This is a genomic window from Streptomyces sp. NPDC037301, assembly GCF_055602785.1.
This window is the reverse complement of record NZ_JBVJWD010000045.1, coordinates 1-12109: the sequence shown is the minus strand read 5'-3', so window position 1 is coordinate 12109 and position 12109 is coordinate 1. Positions and strand designations below refer to the sequence as shown.

General features: G+C 68.4%; 18 protein-coding genes. 4 read left to right on the top strand and 14 right to left on the bottom strand.

All coding sequences use genetic code 11. The annotated features are described in order from the left end of the window. Positions 1-3: 3 nt before the first annotated feature. On the bottom strand, positions 4-771 hold the full coding sequence (locus ACZ7IB_RS39250) for a transposase (protein ID WP_470919337.1): 768 nt from the start codon (positions 769-771) through the stop codon (positions 4-6). Between the two features lie 108 nt (positions 772-879). Here ACZ7IB_RS39250 and ACZ7IB_RS39245 point away from each other — a divergent pair, with 108 nt between their 5' ends. The 3 genes from ACZ7IB_RS39245 (at position 880) to ACZ7IB_RS39235 (ending at position 3947) form a co-directional block, all read left to right on the top strand. After that, entirely contained in the window at positions 880-1002 is a 123-nt protein-coding gene (locus ACZ7IB_RS39245) for a hypothetical protein (protein ID WP_470919335.1), read from the top strand. A 381-nt stretch (positions 1003-1383) separates the two neighbouring features. Continuing rightward, positions 1384-1794 (top strand): hypothetical protein, encoded by a 411-nt coding sequence (locus ACZ7IB_RS39240; RefSeq protein ID WP_028442939.1) that lies wholly within the window; start codon positions 1384-1386, stop codon positions 1792-1794. Next, a complete protein-coding gene (locus ACZ7IB_RS39235; protein WP_470919333.1) occupies positions 1791-3947 on the top strand; it encodes a tetratricopeptide repeat protein in 2157 nt (718 codons plus the stop codon). The genes ACZ7IB_RS39240 and ACZ7IB_RS39235 overlap by 4 nt, the downstream gene beginning before the upstream one ends. Positions 3948-3969: 22 nt before the next feature. Here the strand turns inward: ACZ7IB_RS39235 and ACZ7IB_RS39230 are convergent, their stop codons facing one another. The 7 genes from ACZ7IB_RS39230 to ACZ7IB_RS39200 all read right to left on the bottom strand — a co-directional run bounded on the left by ACZ7IB_RS39230 (position 3970) and on the right by ACZ7IB_RS39200 (position 7950). Continuing rightward, entirely contained in the window at positions 3970-4821 is an 852-nt protein-coding gene (locus tag ACZ7IB_RS39230) for a methionyl-tRNA formyltransferase (protein WP_470919331.1), read from the bottom strand. 90 nt (positions 4822-4911) lie between these two features. Further along, positions 4912-5529 carry a DUF6879 family protein gene (locus ACZ7IB_RS39225; protein ID WP_470919330.1) on the bottom strand — a complete coding sequence of 206 codons (618 nt, stop codon included), beginning with the start codon at positions 5527-5529 and terminating at the stop codon, positions 4912-4914. Next, positions 5522-5791 (bottom strand): hypothetical protein, encoded by a 270-nt coding sequence (locus tag ACZ7IB_RS39220; protein WP_359112839.1) that lies wholly within the window; start codon positions 5789-5791, stop codon positions 5522-5524. Before ACZ7IB_RS39220 ends, ACZ7IB_RS39225 begins: the two co-directional genes overlap by 8 nt. Before the next feature lie 345 nt (positions 5792-6136). Then, complete coding sequence (locus ACZ7IB_RS39215; protein WP_470919328.1) at positions 6137-6544, bottom strand: esterase; 408 nt, start codon at positions 6542-6544, stop codon at positions 6137-6139. After that, positions 6541-6753: a hypothetical protein gene (locus ACZ7IB_RS39210; protein WP_266412455.1), complete on the bottom strand. Its 213-nt coding sequence runs from the start codon at positions 6751-6753 to the stop codon at positions 6541-6543. The genes ACZ7IB_RS39215 and ACZ7IB_RS39210 overlap by 4 nt, the downstream gene beginning before the upstream one ends. Before the next feature lie 316 nt (positions 6754-7069). Beyond that, complete coding sequence (locus tag ACZ7IB_RS39205; protein ID WP_470919326.1) at positions 7070-7255, bottom strand: hypothetical protein; 186 nt, start codon at positions 7253-7255, stop codon at positions 7070-7072. Positions 7256-7311: 56 nt separating this feature from the next. Continuing rightward, positions 7312-7950 carry an SPDY domain-containing protein gene (locus tag ACZ7IB_RS39200; RefSeq protein ID WP_470919324.1) on the bottom strand — a complete coding sequence of 213 codons (639 nt, stop codon included), beginning with the start codon at positions 7948-7950 and terminating at the stop codon, positions 7312-7314. Here ACZ7IB_RS39200 and ACZ7IB_RS39195 point away from each other — a divergent pair. Next, positions 7865-8128, top strand: coding sequence for a hypothetical protein (locus ACZ7IB_RS39195; RefSeq protein ID WP_470919323.1), 264 nt, complete (start codon positions 7865-7867; stop codon positions 8126-8128). The genes ACZ7IB_RS39200 and ACZ7IB_RS39195 overlap by 86 nt on opposite strands. Positions 8129-8132: 4 nt before the next feature. Here the strand turns inward: ACZ7IB_RS39195 and ACZ7IB_RS39190 are convergent, their stop codons facing one another. From ACZ7IB_RS39190 to ACZ7IB_RS39165, 6 genes are all read right to left on the bottom strand, one after another. Further along, positions 8133-8621, bottom strand: a complete 489-nt coding sequence (locus ACZ7IB_RS39190) for a hypothetical protein (RefSeq protein ID WP_470919322.1) — start codon at positions 8619-8621, stop codon at positions 8133-8135. Positions 8622-8658: 37 nt separating this feature from the next. After that, a complete protein-coding gene (locus ACZ7IB_RS39185) occupies positions 8659-9519 on the bottom strand; it encodes an SPDY domain-containing protein (RefSeq protein WP_470919321.1) in 861 nt (286 codons plus the stop codon). 157 nt (positions 9520-9676) lie between these two features. Next, entirely contained in the window at positions 9677-10345 is a 669-nt protein-coding gene (locus tag ACZ7IB_RS39180) for a hypothetical protein (RefSeq protein WP_470919319.1), read from the bottom strand. Continuing rightward, positions 10342-10809: a hypothetical protein gene (locus tag ACZ7IB_RS39175; protein WP_470919318.1), complete on the bottom strand. Its 468-nt coding sequence runs from the start codon at positions 10807-10809 to the stop codon at positions 10342-10344. Before ACZ7IB_RS39175 ends, ACZ7IB_RS39180 begins: the two co-directional genes overlap by 4 nt. 28 nt (positions 10810-10837) lie before the next feature. Then, a complete protein-coding gene (locus tag ACZ7IB_RS39170) occupies positions 10838-11431 on the bottom strand; it encodes a DUF4913 domain-containing protein (RefSeq protein WP_470919316.1) in 594 nt (197 codons plus the stop codon). Positions 11432-11524: 93 nt separating this feature from the next. Then, on the bottom strand, positions 11525-12109 hold a 585-nt coding region (locus ACZ7IB_RS39165; RefSeq protein WP_470919315.1), incomplete at its 5' end, for a hypothetical protein.

Sequence of the window (12109 nt, the reverse complement as noted above, 5' to 3'; positions counted from 1 at the left end):
GTCCTATCCAGCAAGGTTGAGATTGTGCAGTCGGGCGATGCCGCGCATGGCGTGGTGGACACCGTCGCCCTTGAGCCGGCAGTCGCGGAGGATTTTCCAGGTTTTCATCCGGGCAAAGACGTGCTCCACTCGTGCACGGACCTGCTTGTGTGAGCGGTTGTGCTCCCGCTTCCAGCCGGGCAGTTCCTCGCCCTGGGTGCGGCGGTGCGGCATGATCAATCCGGTCCCTGGATAGCCGCCATCAGCTATCACGGTCGTCCGGCCGACCGCTGTCTTGGCCCCCGATTCCTCCCACGCCTTGCAGTCGTTCCGGTTGCCCGGCAGCGGCCGTCCGACCACAACGACCAGGCGGGTGTCGGCATCGATGACGACCTGGTGATTGGTGGAGTACCGATAGTTCTTCGACTGCTCGGCCACCGCGTGGTCTCGGGTGGACACCAACGTCCCGTCCACGATCAGCACAGTGCCCCTCGCGAACCGGCGTCGGGGCGGCAAGGCCAGCAGAGGGCCGATGTGGTCGATGATCCGGTCGGCCGCCGACTTCGAAATCCCGAACAACAGGGCCAGTTGGCGCATGGTCAAGTTGGTGCGCCAGTAGGCCGCGACCAGGAGAATACGGTCCTCAAGCGACAGGCCCCACGGACGGTTCGTCCGTGGTTCGGCTGCACTCTCGCGCTGCACCGCGGTCACCAACTTGCCGAAGCAGCGCGGGCTCAGCCCGGTGAACGGACGTATCCATGACGGCTCTGACGCCGTGATCACACCAGCCACACCAAGATCATCTCATCCGTGACCAGCAGTTACGGGACACCTCTTAGGCTCACGTCTGCGCGGGAGTGCCATGAATCAGGTGTGAATCTCCCCGAAGGAGTGAGCCTGATGAGTACGACGACTGGTCACCTGATCGAGACCGTGGACGGCGTGTCGCTTGCCGAGGGCCAGCAGGCTGGCTGGGAAGTCGTGCGGACGTATCTCCAGAAAGTTCCGGTGCGGTTCACGTAGAGCATTGCGTTGGAGCCGTCGCGGAGTCCGACTCTGTGAGGCAGAAAGTCAACGACTCGAACTCGGCGACAGGCAGAGGTCGAAGCCGTCAGGTGCGTATATCTCCAGGATGGGCTGCATCGCGATCACCTGGCCGAAGTGTTCCGAACCCCCGCCGGTGGCGCCTCCCGATTGCGCCGAGCACCCTCATCTCGGGTAAGGAAGCTGAGCACTTTCGGTTGTACCGGCCTGAGCGGATACGGAGGGTACTCCGACGACTGGGAGCGGTAGGTCCGTGGCAGTGGGCCGAGGACGGCGCGAAATGTCGCTGAAAGTCCGGTGTACTGACACAGCGTCGTCTCCCTAGAGTTGTGACCCGGGCCGGATTGAGGGAGGGCAAGGATGGACGCGGAGATCACCCTTTTGGCGGGCACCGCCGGGACGACGATCGCGGCGCTGCTGGCGACCGACACGTGGAACGGCGTGCGGAACGGCGTGGTCAGTCTGTGGCGACGTGTCCGGCCGGACCACGAGGAGCAAGTCGGCGCCCAGCTCGACACGTCGCGCCGGGACCTCCTGGGCGCGCAGAGCAGTGGTGACGAGGAGGCCGAGCGGGAGATCGCTGCGGAGTGGCAGGGCCGCATTCGCCGCCTCCTCGTCGCACACCCCGAGCTGGTGGCGGAACTGCGCTCCCTGCTGACCGAACTCGACCCCGGCACACCCGCCACCCCGACCGTCACCCAACGTGCGACCGCCTCCGGCAGCTCACGCGTCTACCAGGCCGGCCGCGACCTGAACGTCGACCAGCGGTGACCGGCCGCAATGACGGCCGGGCCACTGATCAGGGGCGCGTCTACCAGTCTTCCGGTGACCAGCACATCACCGAGCACCACCATCACGGCGCCGCCTGGGCCGGCCCGGACTCGGTGCGACATCCGCCCATCGGCCGAGCACCGGCGATCCTGAGGGATCGCGGCGAACTCATCGGGCGCCTGAAAGAGGCGGTGACCGAGGACGCCGGAAGCACCGTGTTCGTCCTGCACGGCCTGGGAGGATGCGGAAAGACGGCGGTGGCGTGCGCACTCTTCGAACACGCCACCCGGGAACGCGGACGCCTGGGCCTGTGGGTTAACGCCTCCGATCAGGCATCCCTGCGGGCCGGGATGCTTGCTGTGGCCGCCGACCGCGGCGCCAGCGACGGTGAGCTGATGGCCGCGCGCAACGGCTTACGCGCGGCCGCAGACTTGGTCTGGGACCATCTCGACCGGTCCGATGCACCATGGCTGTTGGTGCTGGACAACGCCGATGACCCAGCGGTGCTGCGGGACGGCGGATGGCTGCGCACCAGCCCGCGCGGAACCGTCCTCGTGACCACACGGCAGGCCGCCGGCCACTGGTGGCCCGCTGCCGAGCTGCTGTACGTGGATGTCCTGCCGCGTGAGGAGGCGGCTCAGGTCCTGCGTGATCTCGCCCCGGGAACGGGTTCCGCCGAGGACGCGGCCGCCATTGCTGACAGCCTCGGCCGCCTGCCGCTCGCCCTGACTCTGGCCGGCGGGTTTCTGGCCCACCAGGTGATCGCCCCCTGGACGATGGAGGAGTACGGGCGTCGTCTGCAGGAGCGTCCGGATCCCATCGAACTGATCGACCAGGGAGCCATCGACGCGGGCAACGACTCGCGTCACCTGGTCAGCGGAACGTGGCAGCTTTCGCTGAACTCCCTGGCCGGGCAGAACCTGCCCGAGGCTGTCACCCTGTTGCGCCTTCTGGCCTGCTGGTCGAACGACCCGCTGCCTCTGTCGCTGCTGGCCAACGTCCGGCTCGACCTGCCCCTGCCCGCAGACCGGGTGGAAATGGCACTTCGGGGGCTGCTTGACCACTCGCTCACCGAACTCGTTCCCGGCGACATCCGCTGCCTGCGTACGCACGGAGTGCTGCTCGACAGCGTCGCGCGCGTCACCCCGGCCGGTGAACGCGACCAACTCGCTGCCGCGGCGGCCGGACTTCTTCTGCACTCCCTACCCGCGTCCCCGGAACGCGGCTTGCGTGACAGCCTGCTCACCCCCCTTGCCCCACATGTCCTGGCGCTGCTTCGCCGCGTCATCACCTGGCCCGAGACCACGATTGGCACCGTTGAGTCCGCTGCCACGTGCGCCCTGCGTCTGGTGACGGCCCAGCATCGTTCCGGCGATTACGCATCTGCGCTGGCCATGGCCGAACAGGCGACGCTTCTCGTGCGACGACGACTGGGAAACGATCACGTCCTGGTGCTGCGCCTGCGGCAGCGGATCGGGAAGGCGACCGATCGTCTGGGGCGCCTCGAGGAGGCAGCGGATCTCCACCGCGGGCTGCTCGACGACTTCGAACGAGTCTGCGGTCCCGAGGCGCTGGACACCCTGACCACCTGCCTCCATCTGTCCCGCCCGTTGGTCTGGCTCGATCGAGTGACGGAAGCCGTGCAGTTGATGCACCGGGCGGTTGCCGGCCGGGCCGCGCTGTTGGGCCCGTGGCACCCGCTGACGCTGGAGGCGAGGGCATGTCTGCTCGAGCTGCCTCCCGGTCCGGACCTGGACCGTGAGGCACTGGCAGGAACGGATTTGGTCGCCGACTGTCGCCGTGAGCTGGGCCCAGACCACCCGATCTCACTGTCGGCCGACCTCAACTGCGCGGGAGCGCTGCTCAACACCGGAAAGCACTCCGAAGCACTGCTGTCGGCCCGCCGTGCGCTGACGGCGCACGAACGCCGGTTCGGAGCCGGCTACCCCATCACGCTGGCGGCACGAAGCCTGCTCAGCAACGTCCTGCACGCGGTCGGCGAGGACCGGGAAGCCATCGAACAGGCGGAAGTCGTCAGGGAATGGCGCGAGCGGGTACTCGGTCCGGAGCACCCGTGGACGATGGTGATCCGGGACAAGCTCGGGCGGTACCGGCGTTCCCTGGCGGAGGCAACGTCACCGGACCCGAACTGACTCGCGGTGGTTCGGTGTCCGTTCAGGATTCGGAGTCCGCCACCGGTACGGACTCCGTGATCCACACGGGTCCATCTCCACACATCACCTTGATTCCGTCCGTCGGCTGCAACGATGTGCGCAGAACTCGCAGACGACGGTCAGCCACCATGGCAACTGGGCCGGATCTTCCCGAGCTGCCGAACCTGATGGCGCGCACCTGGTTGTGGATCTCTTCCCTGGCGGTGTTCCAGTCGATCTGAGAGAACTCGGGTTCCATCCACCCTGCGTAGGTGGCCGACCTCTCCTCCTGCGGTGTACCAGGCGAACCGGCCACGGCCAGCGAGAGCGCGCGGGGCAGAAGCCGCTCGATGTATCGGTCGACCTCTTCCCACAACAACCGGGGGGCGACATCGTCGCCCAACGCGATCCCCGCCTCCTGCGCCAGGATCCCGCCGGAGTCGAATTCGCTCTCCATCCAGTGGATGCTGACGCCGATTTCCTTGTCGCCGTTCCTGATCGCCCAGTTGACCGGAATGGGGCCTCGGTATTTCGGCAGCATCGACGTATGCACGTTGATGGCACCCGAGTTCGTCGACCGGAGTACCGCCGGTGGCAGCTTCCAGGGGAAGCCGTAGCAGACGATGAGATCGGCCTGGTATCCCGCGACGATGTGCGGCAACATACTCTTCCGGCCCGGAATCAGCAGATCCATCCCGTTCGGCAGTGCGTCGACGATCTCGCCCACGGCATCGCCCGCACCGCTTCGCGTCGGCTCGCCCGGCCGCAGCGATCGAGCGTGCAGGTAAGCGACGGGAGTGTGTCCGGCCCGCTCGCACACGCTGTGCAGGAGGGCGAAGCCTTGTGCGGAGTATGAAATCAGGATAATGCGCATATGTAACCCTTATGGTGCAACCGGCATCCGGTCGAAACTCTCATGCCCATCCCGGACTCTCCACCGAGTGCCGGGCGGGATTACTCCGCCCTACTCCTCGGTCACGGTCGGCGGAGGCAGCCGGGCGACCTGGCGGCTGAAGAAGTCGTCCAACGGCTCACCAGCCTGGTGCATCTCCTGGATCGCCTTCCGGCATCGGGAGATGACGTGCGGATCGTCGAAGCGGATACCGCCGGCGAGTTTCCCGTCGTCGTCATAAAGCACCTCGTACATCACCGAGGAGCCGAGGACCACGATCTCCGAAAGCGGGTGCTGCGCTTCGTACCGGAGGATGCCGTCCCCGCTGAGGACTCTCGTATCCTCCCCGCACTGGGCCTTCAGGTTCAGCAGGTGGAGTTCCCACTGGAGGTACGGAGAGATGGGCTCCTCCACACAGCGGACACGGTGGAGGGCGAATCCGCTTCCGGCGATTCGCCGGAGGTACTCCTCGTAGTGACCCCGCTGCCCCTCGATCAGTGCCAGGGACTCGTCCCAGTGCCCCTTGTGGAAAGCCTCCCAGCTCTCCACCCCGGGCTCCCGGAAGCTCTGCTGACGTTCGAGCTTCCAGAACCCCTCGGGGCCGGAACGCCAGAAATGGCGACCGAAGTCCTCGGTGTAGTCGTCAAGTCCGAGGCGCTGACCTGGTCCGTCGGCCTGTGGGCTAAGCATCGGGAAGGTCCACCTTCGCCGCAGCGGCTGTCCTGCGGGGGATTACGACGATCCGTTCGTCCGGGGCGACGACGAGCCCCGGAGGAAGGTTGGGCAGGTAGGAATCGGTGAGGTCGCGGCCAACGACGGCGATGTCCCCGTTCTCCAGTTCCCAGATATCCGGGCATCCCTGCTCGCCGCCCGTGGTCCCGAGCTCGGTGGGGGATTTACCCAGGCGGCGCACCAGCGGCGAAGAGGGATCGGCTTCCCAGCCCCGAATCATCACGGTTCTCCATTCAGTCCCCCCGAAGGTAACCTAGATCACATCTGACGCAATGTCGGGCAGAGACTTCCAGCCAACGGCTTGTCCCCTGCATCGACCGGACAGTCGGGCGGGTCACGGCGAAGTCGCCCGGGGCGGACCGGAAGGAACGACCGGACTTACGCCCGGCCGACCGTGACAGCGCTTCACGCATATGCACTGCCGCCCCGTCTGTCCCTGCGAGTCTTGTAGCAGTCGATGGGGCACGCTGGAGGGAGAGCGCACCGGTCAGGTCTTCGAGGCCCGGCCCCTCGACGAGTTGGCTGCGGAGTTGGAGGAAGGCGCTGCGGTCCCGGTCAGACCCGGTCAGACCCGGGCGAGGCGGTTCGAGAGGTCGAGGGCGGCGGTCGCCACCGTGAGGGCGGCGCACAGGCCGAGTACCTCGTGGATGGTCGGGCGGACCAGGAGCGGCCAGTTGTCCGGCGAGGCAGGCCAGGAGGCGAGATGTACCTCGGCGGTGGCCAGGCCCAGGTGGGCGGTGACGTTCCAGCCGGTGGGGGAAGCCGGCTCCCAGCGGAGGCGAATGCGCCCGAGAAGGAGCCTCGGGGATTCGGCGGCGAGCCAGGTGACGTGGAGCGGCCCGTCGGGCGGGACGGAGACGCGCTGGACCAGTGCGCCGCGTACACCGCTCGGCATGGGGTGCGCGGCGATGCTGTGGAGCGGAAGGACGTGCGACGAGATAGGGACCTCCAGGGCGTTGATGGGGTTGGTCATGTCCAGTTGAGGGCCTCGCCCACCGCCGCCGGGAGGTAGCCCTCCTGGCCGTCGTCGGCGATGAATGCTTTGCCGTCCCGGACGATGACCTCGGCTCCCACGTGGTGGGCGAAGGGGAAGTCGGGGTTGACGGCGAGGCGGATCGGCAGGTTGGGGTCGAGCTCCTGGAGCTGACGGAGCACATGGCCGACGGTCAGGTGGCGGGGCACGGAAGGCCTCCAAGATCGGTAGGGAAGGGCGGGTGCGGGGAGGGCTGGTTCGTCTGCGCGTCAGGGCAGCCGGACAGGGCCACGTGCGTTGTGCGGGAGATCAAGTCTGGTGTCCTGCCGCCATTCGCGGTCCTCGCGGGCGCGCTCACGTCCGTGGTGGTAGGAGCGGGGGGTTGTGGCCCGGGCAGCAGTTGTAGCGCCGCATCCCGCGTCGGGTCATCATCTTGTCGCGCGTCATGTCGTGCGGTCCCTTCTTGATGCCGGATCGCACGGGTGCGGTGGTGGAGAGCCGTGGTTGTTCAGCGACGTGAAAGCTTCATGCGGATGCGGTGTCCGCGAAGTCGCGCTGCCACTGGCGTCGTTCGGCGTACCGGGCGGCACGGCGGCGGACGGTTTTGGAACAGCGACCGTACTCGCCGGGTAGGTAGTAGCAGGTGCAGCCTCGTCGGGCGTAGGCGCACGTGCGGCGGTAGCCGGGGCGGGTAGCCAGGAGCATGCGCATGGCCGGAACCTCCTGTCTGGGCGGTGCTGTCCGGAGCGTGCGGTGTGGTGACGTGGTCAGCGGTGGGCGACGAGGGCGGCGATGAATCCGGCGACGGCCTCGGAAGGGGCGTGGATGTCGAAGTCCTGAACCCATGGGGCGTCTTCGGCGGGCTGGACCCGGATCTGCCAGACGATGTCGCGTTGCCAGGCGGCGGGATCTTCGGGGAGCCAGCCGACGTAGATACTGGGCTCGTAGCGTGGACGTTGGCCTCCGGGGTCTCGACGACCGTCCAGCCGAGGGCGTTGAGGAGGTCGAGGACCGGGGCCGCGCAGTGGTCGGAGGAGAGCCGGCAGCGGTCGTCCGGGGCGGGGTGGATGACGGCTGGCAGGAGGGTGGCGGAGGCGTTCACGGTTGGACGATCCCTTCGTTGACCTGCGGTTTTTCCCGACACCGCTACGTTGGCATGCGGTGAGCCGAAGTCCGTAGTCCTTTCCGGGGAAGTGGCGTCTGCCGTGGGCGAACTGGCCGCCGGCAGCAGATGGCCAGCGTCCCGGGAATGGTCCGGCGGACCCGGTTGTCGTATCTGGGTTGCGGCAACGGGTCACACGGAACCGAAGGGGAGCAGGGATGGCGGAGCCGGGCAGGCACCGGGACGGAACCGGGCTGGAGCGCAAGATCCGGGCGGCCGGGCGGCCGTGGACGGTCGGCGACATCGCGATGGTCGCCGACGGCCAGTGGGCCGTCGGTGCGCGGTGCGGGCGCTGGGATGAGGGCGCGGTGGTGGAGGAGCAGATCGCGGAGGGGTGCCGTGTCGAGTTGACGGTGGAGGAGTTGGCCCGCGCGGTGGGCTCCCGCATCGGGGATGCCCACCGCGACGAGGACCTCGCCTGACCGGTCAGCGGCGCTGCCCCGTGCCAGCCACCGGCGGGCCGACAGCTGCCGAAGGGGCGGGCTGATCGGGTACCTGGCCCAGGGGGCGTGGCGTGTGCCCGGAGCGGGCGACGGCGGCCTGGGCCAGCCGGACTGCCGGGGCCGAGGCCGTGGTCGCGGCGGCTTCGCGGGCTTCGATCACGTGGCTGATGGCCTGCAGGGATGTACTGCTCTCTGCCTTGGCGACGCGAAGGTCTGCCGCTGAGCTGGTGATCCGTTCCAGGTCGTAGAAGGCCGGCACGTGGCCGGGGCGGGTCAGGGCGTGCAGACGGTCCTGGTGCACGGTCGCGGCGCTGTCGGTGATGACCATGGCCGAGCGGATGCGCATGGCCGAGCGCAGGAGCGGGTCGTCGCTGGGACGGCGGACTGCGAGGGATTCCAGAGCGTCGATGGGGCGGTTCCAGGCTTTCTCGATCATGGCTGTGGCCTGGTCGAGTGCGGTGGTGTTGGACATGAGCGGCTCCAAATGGTTTGGGTAGAGGGCGTGTTCGTCAGCGGGCGTACCCGGAGCGCGCGGCCTGCGGAGCCGGCAGCGAACGCGGCGACGGGGTTACGGGACGAGCTGCGGTAGTCGTCGGCAGTACCGTGGAGCGGGAGTTGGCTGCCTGGATGCGGCGGATGTCCAGGGGTGTGGGCATACGCGGTTTGACCGGTGTCACGGTGGCCTGTGGGGAGAGGCGTTGCAGGTCATAGCCGTAACGGATGACTGGCGACGGGTCGGTGAGGGCGGTGTTCATCGCGGTCACCAGCCTCTGCGGGGTGAAGGAGGAAGCGGTGGCGTACCACTGGTTTCCTGGCGGCCCGGCAAGGGTGAGCCAGCGTTCTTGATGGCCCCGCATCTCGGCGGTGTGGTCACGGTGGTTGTGGCGCAGGTAGACCTCGGCCAGGTGGTCGGGCGACTGGAAGTAGACGTTCGCGGGGCTGTAGCTGTGGCTCCAGCCCGCCGCTGCCAGCGGTGTGCCGGCATCCAGTGCGGTCAGGGCGCTGTCGCCGTGGTGGAGGTAGGAATCGGGGCCCTCGGCGTAGGCGGCGGCGAGCGCCGTGGTGAAGCCGGCGACGATCTCGGTGGGGGTGCCGCTCTGGAAGGTGACCAGCCAGCGTGGCGTCGCGTAGTCCGAGCTGTACGCGGTGATCTTCCACAGGGCGTCGTCGTCGCCCTCGGGCAGGTAGGCCAGGCGGACCCGCTGGTCAGGGGTGTTGACGTACACGTTGCCCACGTCGTCGCCGTTCAGCAACCAGCCGCTGTCGAGGAGCGGACGGAGAGCGGGGTCACCGGTGAACGTTGATCCGGCGAGGTAGCGGGGGCTGACGTGGTACTCGCGCCACTGCTCATCATCCGAGCTGAAGGTCATGGAAAGTTCCTGAAGAAGAAAAGGGGGAGGGGGACGCGCCTGCGTACGCCGTGGAACGGGCTACGCGCCTGCGTACGCCGTGGAACGGGCCGTTCGGCCGCACACGGGCGCCGTGGAAATGAGCCGAATCACCGGCTCTGGAACGGGTTGTGGGGGCTCACTCGGCGGTTTCCATCCGGGCGAGCAGTGAACGGACCAGGGTGGGCAGGTGGCCTGGGCCGTCGCTGATCCAGACGTGGTCGGTCGCTTCGCCGAGGACGTGCGTGGCGTCGTCGAGGAGGCCGCTGGAGATCTCCATGCAGGCGTCGGTAATCCGGGTGATGGCGAGCAGGGACTCGGAGAGCACGGCGACGTAGTCGCCCGGCGGGAGGTGGGCGGCCTTGGCGGCGGTACGGATTTCCGTCAACTCCAGGTCGCTGAAGGCGAAGTCGAGCTCGCTGTCCTGCTCGTCGCCGTCGAGCGTGGTGAAGGTCGGGTCCGGTGGCTGTGTGGGGATGCCGACGCGGGTGCAGATCTGGTCGACCGAGGTGGTGAGCTCGGCGAGGGACTCGGTGAGCCATCCCAGCGCGGAGGCGTAGGAGGCCAGGGTGAACAGACCCGCCGGCGTCGCGGGGCGCGGCTCGGCGGCCAAGAATTCTTCGAGCCGGTCGTTCAGCTCGCAGATCACCCTGGGTCCGGCCGACAGCGCACCCAGTACGGGGTGCAGATAGGAGCGGCTGGCAGCCGTCGGGTACTCGGCGGTGAGGATCCCGGAGACACTCTGCGCGGCGTCTGTGAACAGGCCCGCCAGTTCGGCACGAGTCAGCGGGGCGCGGTCGACGATCATCGGTGGGGAGCCTTTCGGGAAGCGGTGGCAGTGGGCTGGGCCGCCGCCACTGGGAGGGGCGTCGGCTGGTTTGCCGCGTGGGGAGAGCGGGAGCGTGCGGCCTGCACGCGTGCTTCGGCGGCGGAGGCTGTCTCGACGTCCTGGTGGGAGCCGGTGCGCAGGTGGGCCGTGCGGTAGACCGCGTACTCCTTCCGGCTGCCCGCGGCGACGAGATAGACCTCGCGCTTGTGGTGCGAGGTGGGCGGGGCCGGGCGGAACTGGATGACCATCCGATAGGAGACGGACGGGTCGACGTACACCTTGTGAAAACCCGCGAGACGGCCCTTCAACGGCAGGCAGTCGTCACTTCCGTGAACCAGGTTCTGCAGCTCCAGCAGCGCCAGATCACGTATCTCGTCGGGGAGTTCGCGCAGGTCAGCGATGGCATCTGGGTGCGCGGCGAAGGCGAAGCGGGCGCGGCTCACATCGACCTTCCCGGGCTGAGTACGTCACTCATGCCGCCAGCCCCAACGGCTCGGGCGCGGGGGTGGCCAGCACGCGGTGGTTGGGCCGGGTCGGGCTCGTCGTGCACGCGGCGAACGGACCGTCGGGAGCACGGAGGTGGACCAGCGTCTGGTCGAGGTGGTCGCGGTGCCACGTCGAAGGACCGGACAGGCCGGCCTCGGCGTCGGTGAGCTGCTGCCATGCGAGCCAGAGGGCATGCAGCCGGGCCACGGCTTCGGGGTGTTCTTGCCACAGCCCGCACCACGGGCGGGTCGTGCTGATCTCTCGCCCGTAGATCGGGAGGAAGAGATGGTTCACCCAGGCACTGAGGGCGGCGAGTTCGACGGCGTACGCCTCACCGCCCAGGGCGATGATGAACACCGAGGTGGGGCCGGCCGCCGGCTCGGAGCCCGCTGCTGTTGCCGGAGCGCCGTCGGTCGGTTGGGGGGCGGGTGTGGGCTCGGAGCCGAGGCGATCGAGGAGGACGCTGTGCTGCCTGACCTCGGCCATGGTCTTGGCGAGGCTGCTGGCCAAGTCGTCGAGGTTCTCGTCGGGGACGCGGAACGGCTCGGGGCCGGGGGCGGTCGTGCTGGTGTCGGACATCGGGGCGTGCTCCATCTGTGGGACGGCGACATGGGGAAGAGGATCCGGAGAAGCCGCGATTTGGCCCGGCCGGGAAAACCCGGTAGCCGGGCGCTACGCCGCCATGCAGCGAGGGCAGCGAGGGAAGGGAGGGGCCAGCAACCGCACAGCCCGAGCGGCCTGTTGGGGTACGACACCGTTGCCGAGCGCGGTGAGCTGAGCGGGGCGGCCGAGCCCCGGGGTGGCGGTGACCCAGCCGGCATCGAGGCCCTGCATCCACTCCACGAAGTCGGCACGCAGCCGTCCGGCCGCGTCGGTGGGCGCCGGGGCAGGGCGGGTGAGCGTCTCCCATCGGGTGATGGCGGCTGCGTACGCACCCCATCGCCGGTCTGCTCCGATTGCTTCCAGAGCGGCAGAGCCACCGTTGGCGAGGGAGTCGGCCGGCCCTTGCCCGGTCGGCGTTCCGGGGTGCCCGTGTCGCGGGCCGGCGGTGTGGGCAGCAGGGACGCTGCCGCGCTCGGCAGGGTCATGTCGCCGTTGCCGTACCGCTGGTTGGGCGAGCCCTTGGTTCCGTCCGACGCCTTCGGGGTGGGCAGGAGCCACTCCACCTAATTCCCCTGTAAGGAGCTCACCGGCCCTCGCCGGTCGGTGAGGTGGTTCGAACGGGTTGTGACGCCTGCACTCCACCGGGCCGTCCAG

What these genes read in the sequence shown, in the direction of transcription:
- ACZ7IB_RS39245 (WP_470919335.1), top strand. Translation starts at nt 880, where the DNA reads ATGAGTACGACGACTGGTCACCTGATCGAGACCGTGGACGGCGTGTCG.
- ACZ7IB_RS39240 (WP_028442939.1), top strand. Translation starts at nt 1,384, where the DNA reads ATGGACGCGGAGATCACCCTTTTGGCGGGCACCGCCGGGACGACGATC.
- ACZ7IB_RS39230 (WP_470919331.1), bottom strand. Translation starts at nt 4,821, where the DNA reads ATGCGCATTATCCTGATTTCATACTCCGCACAAGGCTTCGCCCTCCTG.
- ACZ7IB_RS39225 (WP_470919330.1), bottom strand. Translation starts at nt 5,529, where the DNA reads ATGCTTAGCCCACAGGCCGACGGACCAGGTCAGCGCCTCGGACTTGAC.
- ACZ7IB_RS39220 (WP_359112839.1), bottom strand. Translation starts at nt 5,791, where the DNA reads ATGATTCGGGGCTGGGAAGCCGATCCCTCTTCGCCGCTGGTGCGCCGC.
- ACZ7IB_RS39215 (WP_470919328.1), bottom strand. Translation starts at nt 6,544, where the DNA reads ATGACCAACCCCATCAACGCCCTGGAGGTCCCTATCTCGTCGCACGTC.
- ACZ7IB_RS39205 (WP_470919326.1), bottom strand. Translation starts at nt 7,255, where the DNA reads ATGCGCATGCTCCTGGCTACCCGCCCCGGCTACCGCCGCACGTGCGCC.
- ACZ7IB_RS39195 (WP_470919323.1), top strand. Translation starts at nt 7,865, where the DNA reads ATGGCGGAGCCGGGCAGGCACCGGGACGGAACCGGGCTGGAGCGCAAG.
- ACZ7IB_RS39200 (WP_470919324.1), bottom strand. Translation starts at nt 7,950, where the DNA reads ATGTCGCCGACCGTCCACGGCCGCCCGGCCGCCCGGATCTTGCGCTCC.
- ACZ7IB_RS39190 (WP_470919322.1), bottom strand. Translation starts at nt 8,621, where the DNA reads ATGTCCAACACCACCGCACTCGACCAGGCCACAGCCATGATCGAGAAA.
- ACZ7IB_RS39185 (WP_470919321.1), bottom strand. Translation starts at nt 9,519, where the DNA reads ATGACCTTCAGCTCGGATGATGAGCAGTGGCGCGAGTACCACGTCAGC.
- ACZ7IB_RS39180 (WP_470919319.1), bottom strand. Translation starts at nt 10,345, where the DNA reads ATGATCGTCGACCGCGCCCCGCTGACTCGTGCCGAACTGGCGGGCCTG.
- ACZ7IB_RS39170 (WP_470919316.1), bottom strand. Translation starts at nt 11,431, where the DNA reads ATGTCCGACACCAGCACGACCGCCCCCGGCCCCGAGCCGTTCCGCGTC.